We start from the raw sequence: 11,960 nt of genomic DNA on the forward strand, positions 1-11,960 counted from the left end.
GGTGTTATCCCCTTTCGTCGGTTTCGACGATATGCGGCTTGAACCGCGACAGATCCTGCGTGATGCGCAAGCGGTCTTCGCGCAGGCCCATCCCGGCGCAGGTCTCGCCCACGATCCAGGCGCCGATCACCGGGCGAAAGCCGTCGAAGACCGGCAACGGCCGATAGCCCTGCACGATCTTTGGATGCGCGCCATAGATGTCGGCGGGCGAGGACTCGGTCAGGCGGCCGGCCTCGATGATCGAGACCGACGCCCCTTCGCGCGAGAACAGCGGCTTGACCACATGACCGGCCGCCAGTTGATCGGCCACCCGGCCGAAGGCATCCGCGACCGCCGCCGCAGGCCCGCCGCGCCCCGACAAGGCATCCGCCACGTCGGTTTCGAAAAAGGCGGGCAACAGGTTCGGGTGGCCTTCGAACATCTGCCACAGCACCGGCAGCAGCCCCTTGTTCGACACCACCGCCTTCCATGCCGGTTCCAGCATCAGACAGCCCGCGCCGCCCAGATGGCGGGCGTAATCGTCGCGCAGCAGGTCTTCCCACGGATAAAGCTTGAACAGGATGCCGATCACCCGATCCTCGGCATCCAGAAACTGCCCTTCGGTGCTGAGGGCGATCTTTTCCAGATCGGTGTAATGCGCGCCCAGATCGGCCTCGCGCGCGGCCCAGCCCATGGTCTCGACCGTGGCGTAATCCTCGGGGTTGCCGGCGATGGCGGTGAAATGCAGGTCGGTGCCCGGCGCGAACAGCGCGCGAAAGCGGTCCACCAGCGCCTCGTGGATGCCGTTGAACTGGTCGGTGCCCGCCGGCAGCACGCCAAGGGCCAACTGATCTTCCAGCCAGCCCCACTGGAACGAGGCGCTTTCGTAAAGCGAGGTCGGCGTATCGGCGTTGTATTCCAGCAGCTTGGCGGGGCCGGTGCCGTCATAGGCCAGATCCATCCGGCCATAGATCTCGGGATCGCCGCGCCGCCAGCTTTCGGCCACAAGGTCGCGATGGGCCTCGGGGATGGCCAGCCGGTCCATCAGGTCTTCGCTGTCCACGATCCGGGCCACCGCCTCGCGGCACATGGCATGAAGTTCGGTCGCGGGGTCTTCGATGTCGTCTTCGATCTGGCGCAGCGTGAACGCATAGGCCGAGCTTTCATCCCAATAGGGCTCGCCGTGCATGTCGGCAAAGGTAAAGCCAAGCTCAGCGGCCTTCGCGCGCCAGTCGGGGCGCTCGGGGTATGCGATCCTGCGCAAGTCTGGTCCTCCGTTTCCCCCCAGATAGGCACGAGGGGGCGGCCTGCGAAAGGGGGGATGACCTGCGACCGGATGGAACGGCCCGGCCCCGCGGGCCGGATTTTTTCTCGTCGGGGCAGAAAATGACGCCGTAAGAACCCGTTTACGGTCACGGGATAGGACTGATGGGATGGGCGAAAGCCTGACGATTCCGAAGGACGGGTGGAATGAGCACGACATTCAAGGTCTTCTACCTTGGAACCCTGACAGACCTTGACACGTCTGAAGGCAGCCAGATCGCCGAAAACAAGACTGCCCTGACCGGGATGACGATCGGCAGTATCGACGATCCGCTGTCCAACCGGGTGCAGACATTCTCGCCCGGGTCGACCGGCTATGGCGGCGGAACCGCCAGCGCCTATGACACCAACAATTATCTGTCCAATGACACCTTCCGCATCAACGGCGGTGCCGATCAGTATTTCGATTCCAGCGTGGCCTATACGGCCACGATCACCTATGCCGATGGCACCACCGCCAGCCTCAGCGGCGTGGGCATCATTCAGGACAAGTCCGGCAAGACCTATCTTGTCCCGCAGACCACCTACGACGCCGACCAGATCCTGCTAGAGGCGAAGGCGATCCAGTCGATCACCTTTGGCAGCTACATTCCCAACACCGCGAACGATGTGGGCTGGGCACTGGCGGCCGATCGTGACGCGGGCGACGGCTATATCACCACCGATGGCATCGTGCAGGGCACCGCGGGCAACGATTCCATCGGTGCGGGCTATGTCGATGGCGGCGGCGACAGGATCGACGGCAGCGATGGCGACAACGACACCGTCCGCGGCGGGCTGGGCAACGACACCATCAATTCCGGGCTGGGCAACGATTCGGTCATCGGCGGCGAGGGCGATGATGACGTCGATCTGGGCGCGGGCGACTACACCTTTGGCGATGCGTCGGACTGGAACACCGAGGGCGGGAATGATCTGATCCGCGGCGGGATCGGCAACGATTCCATCCTTGCCGGCGGCGGCAACGATACCGTTTACGGCGATGCCGGCAACGACACGATCTCGGGGGCATGGGGCACCGACTGGCTGTATGGCGGCGCGGGCAATGACAGCTTCATCCTGACCGACGGGCATCAGCTCGATTATATCGACGGCGGGACCGAGACCGACTCGATCGGGTTTTACACCTACCTTCAGACCTCGGGCGTCACCGTCAGCTATACCGGATCGGGCGCCGGCACCTACAGCTATAACGCCAGCGATTCCGGCACCTTCACCGGAATCGAGGTGATCTTTGGCACCGATTACGCCGATACGGTGAACGCCGGTGCGGACAGCGCGGGGGCCGCGCTTTACGGCAACGGCGGGGCCGACAGCCTGACCGGCGGCTCGGGTGGTGATACGCTGGATGGCGGCGCGGGCAATGACACCATCCGCGGCGGCGCCGGGGCGGATCAGATCTGGGGCGGCGCCGGCACCGACAGCCTGCTGGGCGAGGGCGACGCAGACATCTTCTGGATCGACCAGACCTCTGGCTCCGGCGATACCATCATCGGCGGCGAGACCGGAAAGGATTTCGACACGCTGTCGCTGGCCGATACGACGGGGCAGGGGGTCACGGTCACCTTTTCGGGCAGCGAGGCGGGCAGTTACCAGTTCACCAGCGGCGCCGCGGGCCAGTTCAGCCAGATCGAAGCCTTCGCGCTGGGGTCCGGGGCCGATGTTCTGAACGCCTCGGCCGCGGTGGCGTCCGTCAGCGTATCGGCCGGCGATGGCAATGACACGCTGATCGGCGGCAGCGGCGCGGATCTGCTGGCGGGCGACGGCGGCGCCGACAGCCTGACCGGCGGCGCGGGGGCCGATACGCTTGACGGGGGCGCGGGCAACGACACGCTGACGGGCGGCGCGGGCAACGACAGTCTGAGCGGGGGAACCGGCTCGGATTATTTCGTGATCGGTTCGAACGATGGCGTGGATACCATCATCGGCGGCGACGACAACTATGACACGGACATTATCGGCTTTGGCACGACGGCCGGCGCCCCGGGTGTGTCGGTCACCTTCAGCGGCTCAGAGAGGGGCAGTTATTCGTTTGTCGGTGGCGGCGCCGGCAGTTTCAGCCAGATCGAGGCGATAACGGGCACCGACGGGGCCGACACCATCGACGCCTCGGCCGCGGTGGCGGCCGTCACGCTGACCGGCGGCGCGGGCGACGACGTTCTGACAGGGGGCAGCGGGGCCGACCATTTCAACGGCAATGCCGGGAATGACACGGTCAGCGGCGGCGCGGGCAACGATACGCTGAACGGAGACACCGGCAACGACGTGCTGATCGGCGGTGCGGGCGACGACTGGCTGTTGGGGGGCGACGGTGACAACACGTTGTCGGGCGGCGATGGCAACGATTACGTCAACGCCTATTCCGGATCGAACCTTGTCGATGGTGGCGCCGGAAACGACACTATCGTGTTGGGGACGGGGCGCGATACGATCGACGGCGGCAGCGGCGCCGACAGCATCTCGGCCGGGGGCAACGATGACCGTATCGTGTTGTCGGATGGCTTTGGCGCCGACACCCTGATCGGTGGCGAGACGTTCGAGACCGCGGGCGACACGCTTGATGCCTCGGCGGTGACGACCGGGCTTGTGGTCACCATGTCCGGCGCAGAGGCGGGCACCATTTCGGACGGAACCAGCACGGCCAGCTTTTCCGAGATCGAGAACCTGACGCTGGGCGGCGGGGCCGACCTTCTCGATGCCTCGGCAAGCGGCACGGGTGTCCGCGTCGAGGGGGGCTCTGGCGCCGATACGCTGCTGGGCGGGGCCGGCGCCGATACCCTTTCGGGGGGGCTGGGCGACGATTCGATTTCCGGCGGCGCGGGGGGCGACAATCTTGCCGGCGACGCGGGCGATGACACGCTCGTTGGCGGCGGCGGTGACGATGTCCTTGCCGGGGGCGAGGGCAACGACCTGCTGATCGGCGGTGCGGGCAACGATACGCTGGATCTGGGCGCGGATTCCGGCAGCGATACGATCGTGATCGGGCGGGGCGATGGCTTTGACCGGGTCGACAATTTCGACATGACCCTGGATGAGGTGACGGGCCGGACCCGCGACCGGCTTGACGTTGCAACGCTGACGGACGCCGATGGCAACAGGGTCAGCGCCAGGGATATCCGGGTTGCCGATGATGGCGCGGGCAATGCGGTCCTGATCTTCCCCAGCGGCGAAAGTCTGCTGCTGACGGGCATCGCGCCGGGCGATCTGACGGTCACCCGGATCAAGACGCTGGTTTCGATGGGGATTCCCTGTTTCGTGGCCGGCACGCGGATCGACACGCCGCGGGGGCCGGTCGCGGTTGAGGATCTGGCGCCCGGCGATCTGGTGATCGTGCGCGATGGCCCGCCCCAGCCGCTGCTTTGGGTGGGGGCGCGGCATGTTCCGCATCGGGCGATGCAGGCCGATTCGCGCCTGTGCCCGGTCCAGATCCGCGCCGGGGCGCTTGGCAACGGGCGGGCGGTGCAGCTGTCGGGGCAGCACTGCGTTCTGGTGCCCGAGGCCGGTGGCCGTCTTGCCCGCGCCCGCCATCTGGCGCAATGCGGCTGGGATGGGGCGCGGATCATGAAGGGGCGTCGCGGCTGCGACTATCACCACATTCTGTTGCCGCGTCATGCCCTTGTCCGGGCCGAAGGGATCTGGCTTGAATCGTTCTGGCCCGGCCCGGTGGGGTTCTGGTCGTTGGGAGACGAGGGGCAGCGGTCCCTGCTGGCCACCAACCCGAAGCTGCTTCCGGCGGTGCTGGGTTCTGTCCCGGTCGAGTCGGTCTATTCCCCGCGTGTCCGGCCGCTCTTGCCGCGGCGGGCGGTCACGCAGGGCGCCTGCCTGATCTGGCAGGCCGCCACCGCGGCGCCGGGCCGGATCGTTTCACCCTGTCAGACCGTTTCAAGGAAAAAGCGCACCATCTCGGCCGAGGCATCCGGCCCCGTCGGGTCGGTATAAGACCCCGCCGCCGCGCCCCCGGACCAGCCGTGGCCCGCGCCCTCGATCTGCCAAAGCTCGGTCAGGGGGCGGCCGTCCGCGCCCTGCACCCGCGCCCGTCGGAAGGCACGCCCGCCTGTGGCGCGGCCCTGTTCGTGCTGGACCTGCCCGCCGGCAAAGCCCGCCGCCGCGATCACGGCCGCCCCGTTCGACGGATGCACCGTCGTGTCGGCCAGCCCGTGAAACACGATGGTCGGCACCGGCCCGCCCGCCGTGGCGCGCTGCGCGCAAGGGCGCATCCCTTCGCCGCGCATCGCGGCAAGCGCGCTTGGCAGGTCATGCGCCGCGCCATGCGGCAGGCCGGAATGAACCCCGATCGCGGCGAACAGATCGGGATGGGTGGCGCCAAGGATCGCCGCCATCGCCCCGCCCGCCGACAGGCCCGCCGCGAAGGTGCGGCCGGGGGTGACGTCGAATTCCGCGGCGATACTGCGGGCAAGGGCCGCCAGCAGCGCAGGCTCGCCGGTGTTGGCGTGCTGATCCGTGGGCCGGAACCAGTTCCAGCAGCCCTGCGCGTTGTGGCGCCGGCTTTGGTGGGGATAGATCAGGATCAGCCCGTGGCGGTCGGCCTGCGCATTCATGCCGGTGCCGCAGGCGAAATCGTCAGGGGTCTGGGTGCAGCCATGCAGCATCAGCACGATGCCCTGCGGCCCCCCGGGGCGCGGCGCGGGCTGATACAGCCGATAGTCCCGCGCGCCATGCGGCCCGGCGAAACTGCGGCTTTCATACCGCGCGCCGGGGGCCGCCGTCGGCCGGACGCCCGGCGCGGGCCGGGGGGCGGCGCGGCTTAGCATGTCGACCACCTCGCGCAGGGGGCGGCGGCGGGGGGCGGGGGTGTCGGCCACGATCTCGGCATCCATGACGTCGGGGGCCGGCCGGGGCGGGGTCGCGTCGGCCTGACCGGCAAGGGCCGCTTGTATCGTGCGCGTCGCCTCGCCGGGTTTGCCCGCGCGGATCTGGTCAAGCGCGCGGCCCATCACCGCCGGGAAATCGATCTTCATGCTGCGGTCCTTCCTTGCGGCTTAGCGGATGCGGTCTTTCAGCGCCGCCCGGATCGCGGGCGGGGCCTGAAGCGTGCCCAGCACGGTGATCGAGCCGATGGCGGCGCGGGCAAGGTCGGCCGAGACGTCGGGCGCGATGCGCACAAGGCCCAGAACCCGCAGGTGCAGCACCTCGCCCGCGGCACGGATCTGTTCCAGTTCGGCCCGGGCCAGATCGCGCAGCCCCAGTTCCAGCGTGTGCCGCGCCACCGATTGCTGGACGGCCGCGCCCTCGGCCGCAAGCTGGTTGCGGATCGCGGTGCGGATAAAGTCGCTGCGGTTGGAATAGTAACCTTCCTGCACCAGAAGATCGATCCGGCCCAGATCGACGGGGCCAAGGTTGATCGTGATCTTTTCGCTGTCGGTCAGCCGGGGCAGGGGGTCGGTCATGCCATTCTCCATCCGTGTGGATGGTATATGGATGCTTTGAGGCGGGTGTCAAGGGCCGGCGCGCGTTGGCCCCGCGCGGCGGGCGGCCTGCGCAAGCGCGGCCTTGACCGCGGGAACGATCCGTCCGCGCAAGCGCGGCGGGCCCGTCACATGCAACGGGGGCGCCGCGAACGGCGCCCCCGGCTTGGCCTTCCCGCGGGAGACGCGGTCAGGCTTTGGCCAGATCGAAGCGATCGGCGTTCATCACCTTGGTCCAGGCGGCGACGAAATCGGCCACGAATTTGGCGTGTCCGTCATCCTGGGCATAGACCTCGGCATAGGCGCGCAGGATCGAGTTCGAGCCGAACACAAGATCCACCCGCGAAGCCGTCCACTTCACCGCGCCGGTCTTGCGGCAGCGCAGTTCGTAAAGGTTGGCGCCAGCGGGTTTCCACGCATAGGCCATATCGGTCAGGTTTACGAAGAAGTCGGTCGTCAGCGCGCCCGGACGGTCGGTAAAGACGCCATGCGCGGTGCCGCCGTGGTTGGTGCCCAGCACCCGCAGCCCGCCGACCAGCGCCGTCATCTCGGGCGCGGTCAGACCCATCAGCTGGGTGCGATCCAGCATCAGTTCCTCGGGCGAGACGGTGTAGTCCTTCTTCAGCCAGTTGCGGAAGCCGTCGTGGATCGGCTCCAGCACCTCGAACGAGGCGGCGTCGGTCTGCGCCTCGGTCGCGTCGCCGCGGCCCGGGGCGAAGGGCACCGTCACATCGATACCGGCCGCCGCAGCCGCCTGTTCAACGCCCAGATTGCCGGCCAGAACGATCACATCCGCGATGCTGGCGCCGGTTTCCGCGGCGATGGGTTCCAGCACGGCCAGCACGCGGGCCAGACGGGCGGGCTCGTTCCCTTCCCAGTCCTTTTGCGGGGCAAGCCGGATGCGGGCGCCGTTCGCACCGCCACGCATGTCCGATCCGCGGAAGGTGCGGGCGCTGTCCCAGGCGGTGGCGACCATGTCGGCCACCGAAAGGCCGCTGGCGGCGATGCGCGCCTTGACGGCGGCCACGTCATAGTCGGCGCGGCCCGCCGGCACCGGATCTTGCCAGATCAGGTCTTCCTGCGGCACGTCCGGCCCCAGATAGCGCGCCTTCGGCCCCATGTCGCGGTGGGTCAGCTTGAACCAGGCCCGGGCGAACACTTCCGAGAAATAGGCCGGATCGGCGTGGAACCGTTCCGAGATCGGGCGATAGATCGGGTCCATCTTCATGGCCATGTCGGCGTCGGTCATGATCGGATTGTGCCGGATCGAGGGGTCTTCGACATCCACGGGGCGGTCTTCCTCGCGGATGCCGATCGGCTCCCATTGCCAGGCTCCGGCGGGGCTTTTCTTCAGTTCCCAGTCGTAACCCAGCAGCAGCGAGAAATAGCCGTTGTCCCAGCGCGTCGGATGCGTGGTCCAGGCGCCTTCAAGGCCGCTGGACACGGTATGGCGGCCCTTGCCGCTGGCGGTGGGGTTGATCCAGCCAAGGCCCTGTTCTTCCAGCCCCGCCGCTTCCGGGTTGGGCCCCAGAACCGAGGCATCGCCATTGCCGTGGCACTTGCCGACGGTGTGGCCGCCCGCGGTCAGGGCGACGGTTTCCTCGTCGTCCATACCCATGCGGGCAAAGGTTTCGCGCACGTCAATCGCGGTGCGCAGCGGATCGGGGTTGCCGTCGACGCCTTCGGGGTTGACGTAGATCAGGCCCATCTGCACCGCGGCCAGCGGGTTTTCCAGCGTGCTGCGGTCGTCGCTGCCATAGCGGTCGGTGCTTTTGGCCAGCCATTCCTTTTCCGATCCCCAGTAGGTGTCCTTTTCCGGGTGCCAGATTTCCTCGCGGCCGAAGCCGAAGCCGAAGGTTTTCAGCCCCATGGATTCATAGGCCACGGTGCCTGCCAGGATCATCAGGTCGCCCCAGCTGAGCCGGTTGCCGTATTTCTTCTTGATCGGCCACAGCAGGCGGCGGGCCTTGTCAAGGTTCACGTTGTCCGGCCAAGAGTTCAGCGGCGCGAACCGCTGGTTGCCGGTGTTGCCGCCGCCCCGGCCGTCGGCCGCGCGATACGACCCGGCCGCGTGCCAGGCCATGCGGATCATCAGCCCGCCGTAATGGCCCCAGTCGGCCGGCCACCAGTCCTGGCTGTCGGTCATCAGCGCGTGAAGATCCTTTTTCAGCGCGTCGAAATCCAGCTTCTGGACTTCTGCGCGGTAGTCAAAGTCCTGGCCCAGCGGGTTGGTCTTGCGGTCGTGCTGGTGCAGGATGTCAAGGTTCAGCGCCTTGGGCCACCAGTCCATGTTCGACGTGCCGACAGAGGTGTTCGCACCGTGCATCACCGGGCATTTGCCCGCGGAAGTCATACCGTTTCCATCCATGTCGTTCTCCGATCTCGCTGCGTTTCGTATCCGAGGGGGGGCGCCAGACCATGGTGGCATCTGCCCCCGGCTCTGGCCTGTCTTTCCCTGCTGCGACACGGATAGCGAAGCTTCGATATTTGCGCCACTTGCATTTTCTAATGGCAGGCATAAGATTATCTGATGATAAACATCTCCATGCGCCATTTGCGCTATTTCGAGGCCCTTGCCCGCCATGGGCATTTCGGGCGCGCGGCCGAATCCTGTGCGATCTCGCAACCTGCATTGTCGTTGCAGATGAAGGAACTGGAAGAGATGCTGGGCGCGCCGCTTCTGGAACGCGGGCCGCGGCAGATCCGGCTGACCTCGCTGGGCGAGGCGTTTGCCGCCCGCGCGCGTGATATCCTGCGCGCGGTGGATGAACTGGGGGCGCTGGCGCGGGCCTCGCACGGGCCGCTGCTGGGCCGGTTTCGGATCGGGGTCATTCCCACCGTTGCGCCCTATCTGCTGCCCATGGTGATCAAAAGCCTTGCCGCGCGCTATCCCGGCCTTGACCTGCGCCCGCGCGAGGCGGTGACGCGCAAGCTGCTGGCCGATCTGGCCGATGGCCGGCTGGATGCCGCCATCGTGGCCCTTCCGGTGTCAGAGCCGTCACTGATCGAACAGCCCCTGCTGTCCGAGGAATTCGTGCTTGTCCGCCCGCAGGAAGATGCCGACCGCCCCGTTCCCCATGCCGAAAGCCTGCGCGAGATGCGGCTTTTGCTGCTGGAGGAAGGGCATTGCTTCCGCGATCAGGCGATCTCGTTCTGTGCGATGTCGTCGTCGGCGCCGCGCGATCTGATGGAGGGAAGCTCGCTTTCGACGCTGGTGCAGATGGTGGGGGCAGGGATCGGGATCACGCTGATCCCGCAGATGGCGATTGCGATCGAGACGCGATCGGCGTCGGTGGCGGTGGCGCGGCTGCCCTCGCCGCAGCCCACGCGCACCATCGGCATGGTCTGGCGCAGGTCCAGCCCGCTGGCCGATCAGTTCGGCCATCTGGCCGCCATCGTGCGCGAGGCGGCGACCGCGCAGGCGGTGCAGGCCACGCAAGGGGCGGCGGTGCAGGATTGATGCGGATCATGGCCGCCCCCGGCCATGCTGACATTCTGGGCGCATGTCACAAGGCACTGGTTCCCCGGCGGTGGTGCTGTGCGCGCAAGGCATCACCAAGGTCTACCGCAGCGGCGCGGTCGCGGTTCACGCGCTGCGGGGGGTGGATCTTGCGCTGCACGAAGCCGAAATGGTGGTGCTTCTGGGCGCTTCTGGGTCGGGCAAATCCACGCTGCTGAACATCCTTGGCGGGCTGGATGTGCCCACGGCGGGGCGGGTTCTGTTCCGCGGCCGCGATCTGACGGGGCTTGGGGATGCGGCGCTGACGGCGTTTCGCCGCGACCATGTGGGATTTGTGTTTCAGTTCTACAATCTGGTCCCCTCGTTGGGGACTGCTGCCGGAGGGGGCAGAAAAGTACGTTAAGGTCCGACTGGTCGGCTGACGCGGTTCAGGGTTCGGTAGACCGTCGGCCTGGAGACGGAGAAGAGTTCGGCAAGGTCGCTGATCGACTACTCGCCCGAGCCATGCATACGCCTCAGCTCTTTCTGCGGCTTTTCCGACAGCTTGGGTTGCTTGCCGCGCGCTCTGGCGATCGCCATGCCCTCGCGGGTCCGCGCGCGGATGAGGTCGGCCTCGAACTCCGCGAAGGTGGCGAGGATGTTGAAGAACATCTTGCCCATCGGATCTGTGGGATCGTGCCCCCCCCAGCGCAAGCTTCACGCCCTTGGCGGCGAGCTGGTCGGTGATGGCGCGGGCATCGGGAACCGACCGCGCCAGGCGGTCGAGCTTGGAGACCACGAGCGTGTCGCCCTCGCGCACGGCGCCGAGAGCCTGGTCGAGGCCGGGGCGCGGGCGCGGTTCGTGCCGGTCATGCCGTGGTCGGTGTAGATGCGATCTTCCGCGACCCCCAGGGCCGCCAGCGCCTGCTTCTGCGCTTCAAGATCCTGCTTGTCGGTCGAGCAGCGGGCATAGCCGATGAGGGTCCGGGTCATGCAGCCGAGCGTACGGATAGGGATCTGCTTGCGCAATTCTTTCCGTACCAGTCATTCGAGACGACTTTGCCGGGCATCTTCCTGAAGCGGAAGGGACCGACCCCGGCGTCCGCAGAGGGTTCGTCTTGCGGACGGCTGCGGCAGGTGGTGCCTGGGTGAACCTGTCCTGGAAATCTCATCCCTTCGCCCATCCTTCGGTCCGCTTGAGACCCAGCCGGATCTGGTTCTCGATCTCGATGATGGCGAAAAAGATCGCACCGACCGCCACGACAAGCAGGCCGTCCGCGACCGAAACCGCCTGAGTACCGAGAATGCGCTGCAAGAACGGCACATAGGTGACGGCGAACTGCGCCGAGGTGATGGCGATCACCACGATCCAGACCACCTTCGTTCCCCGCGCGGCGGCCCAGGTCAGCGAGGTGCCGTGGATGTTGCGGATGAAGAAGAGGTGGAAGACTTCCAGCACCACCAGCGTGTTCAACGCGATGGTCTGGGCGAGCGGAAGCGGATAGCCCCTGTCGAGCGCATAGGTGAACATGCCGAAGACCGCGGCAAGAAACAGGGCGGCCACCAGCACCATGTGCAACACCAGCTCGCCCGAGAGGATCGGCGCGTTGCGGCGGCGGGGCGGGCGGGCCATGGTGCCCGCCTCGGTCGGCTCGAACGCAAGGGCAAGGCCCAGGGTGATGCCGGTGATCAGATTGACCCAGAGGATCTGCACCGCCGTCAGGGGCAGAGCGATACCCGCCACAAGCGCCGTGATCACCACCAGCGCCTTGCCCGCGTTCGTGGGAAGGGTC

9 protein-coding genes and 2 pseudogenes are annotated in these 11,960 nt (G+C 67.1%); 3 read left to right on the forward strand and 8 right to left on the reverse strand.

Going from position 1 to position 11,960, the window contains the following annotated elements; genetic code table 11:
- Positions 1-4: 4 nt before the first annotated feature.
- Positions 5-1,243, reverse strand: coding sequence for a glutathionylspermidine synthase family protein (locus tag CRO07_RS10655; protein WP_097030678.1), 1,239 nt, complete (start codon positions 1,241-1,243; stop codon positions 5-7).
- A gap of 206 nt (positions 1,244-1,449) precedes the next feature.
- On the opposite strand from CRO07_RS10655, the gene CRO07_RS10660 reads away from it, so the two are divergent.
- Positions 1,450-5,241: a Hint domain-containing protein gene (locus CRO07_RS10660; protein ID WP_097030679.1), complete on the forward strand. Its 3,792-nt coding sequence runs from the start codon at positions 1,450-1,452 to the stop codon at positions 5,239-5,241.
- Here CRO07_RS10660 and CRO07_RS10665 read toward each other — a convergent pair.
- The 3 genes from CRO07_RS10665 to katG form a co-directional block, all read right to left on the reverse strand.
- On the reverse strand, positions 5,175-6,281 hold the full coding sequence (locus tag CRO07_RS10665; protein ID WP_097030680.1) for an extracellular catalytic domain type 1 short-chain-length polyhydroxyalkanoate depolymerase: 1,107 nt from the start codon (positions 6,279-6,281) through the stop codon (positions 5,175-5,177). The two genes, CRO07_RS10660 and CRO07_RS10665, sit on opposite strands and share 67 nt — an antisense overlap.
- Positions 6,282-6,302: 21 nt before the next feature.
- Complete coding sequence (locus tag CRO07_RS10670; protein WP_097030688.1) at positions 6,303-6,710, reverse strand: CopG family transcriptional regulator; 408 nt, start codon at positions 6,708-6,710, stop codon at positions 6,303-6,305.
- Positions 6,711-6,918: 208 nt separating this feature from the next.
- Positions 6,919-9,096, reverse strand: coding sequence for a catalase/peroxidase HPI (katG, locus tag CRO07_RS10675; RefSeq protein ID WP_097030681.1), 2,178 nt, complete (start codon positions 9,094-9,096; stop codon positions 6,919-6,921).
- Positions 9,097-9,258: 162 nt separating this feature from the next.
- On the opposite strand from katG, the gene CRO07_RS10680 reads away from it, so the two are divergent.
- Complete coding sequence (locus CRO07_RS10680; protein ID WP_097030682.1) at positions 9,259-10,188, forward strand: hydrogen peroxide-inducible genes activator; 930 nt, start codon at positions 9,259-9,261, stop codon at positions 10,186-10,188.
- Between the two features lie 43 nt (positions 10,189-10,231).
- Positions 10,232-10,555: pseudogene (locus CRO07_RS10685) on the forward strand (ABC transporter ATP-binding protein); the annotation flags it as partial.
- Between the two features lie 32 nt (positions 10,556-10,587).
- Here the strand turns inward: CRO07_RS10685 and CRO07_RS19485 are convergent.
- From CRO07_RS19485 to CRO07_RS10695, 4 genes and pseudogenes are all read right to left on the reverse strand, one after another.
- A complete protein-coding gene (locus CRO07_RS19485) occupies positions 10,588-10,674 on the reverse strand; it encodes a hypothetical protein (RefSeq protein ID WP_407919626.1) in 87 nt (28 codons plus the stop codon).
- Between the two features lie 3 nt (positions 10,675-10,677).
- Positions 10,678-10,848 carry a recombinase family protein gene (locus CRO07_RS19330; RefSeq protein ID WP_268876237.1) on the reverse strand — a complete coding sequence of 57 codons (171 nt, stop codon included), beginning with the start codon at positions 10,846-10,848 and terminating at the stop codon, positions 10,678-10,680.
- An 88-nt stretch (positions 10,849-10,936) separates the two neighbouring features.
- A pseudogene (locus CRO07_RS19335) lies at positions 10,937-11,160 on the reverse strand (recombinase family protein); the annotation flags it as partial.
- 175 nt (positions 11,161-11,335) lie between these two features.
- On the reverse strand, positions 11,336-11,960 hold a 625-nt coding region (locus tag CRO07_RS10695), incomplete at its 5' end, for a cation transporting ATPase C-terminal domain-containing protein (RefSeq protein WP_176504549.1).

Source organism: Cereibacter ovatus, from assembly GCF_900207575.1.
Taxonomy (GTDB): Bacteria; Pseudomonadota; Alphaproteobacteria; order Rhodobacterales; family Rhodobacteraceae; genus Cereibacter_A; species Cereibacter_A ovatus.